This window comes from Rhizobium phaseoli (assembly GCF_010668805.1).
GTDB lineage: Bacteria > Pseudomonadota > Alphaproteobacteria > Rhizobiales > Rhizobiaceae > Rhizobium > Rhizobium phaseoli_A.
This window is the reverse complement of sequence record NZ_WUFT01000082.1, coordinates 1-431: the sequence shown is the minus strand read 5'-3', so window position 1 is coordinate 431 and position 431 is coordinate 1. Positions and strand designations below refer to the sequence as shown.

The following is a 431-nucleotide window of genomic DNA, read 5'->3' as shown; positions in this document are numbered from 1 at the left end:
CCGACACGGTGGTCGACCCGATGCTCGCGCACCTGGCCGCGGAGCTGCGGCGGCACAACCGGCGCGCCGCCGAGGCCACCCGGCTGCAGCTGCGCGCCGCGCTGCACGTCGGCCCGGTGCAGCGCGGCCCGAAGGGCGTCGCCGGGACGGCCATCATCACGACGCGGCGGATGGTGGACGCCCCGGCGGTGAAGCGCCGCGTCGCCGAGACCGGCGCCGACCTGGCGTTCGTCACGTCCGACTTCGTGTACGACACGGTGATCACGCCCGCCCCCGGCCTCGTCGACCCGGGCCGCTACTCGCGGGTCAGGGTCCGGCTGAAGGAGGCGTCGCTGTCGGCGTGGCTGATGTTGGAGGGCGGCGCGTCCCGGCTCCGCGCGGTGTGAGGGTCAGGACGCCACGAGGTCCTGGTAGTCGGGGTGCTTCTCGAT

1 protein-coding gene is annotated in these 431 nt (G+C 74.9%); it reads left to right on the top strand.

What is annotated here, in order from left to right; all coding sequences use genetic code 11:
* The coding region (locus tag GR197_RS31470; RefSeq protein ID WP_204330512.1) for a hypothetical protein at nucleotides 1–386 on the top strand (386 nt) is incomplete at its 5' end.
* Between the last annotated feature and the right edge of the window lie 45 nt (nucleotides 387–431).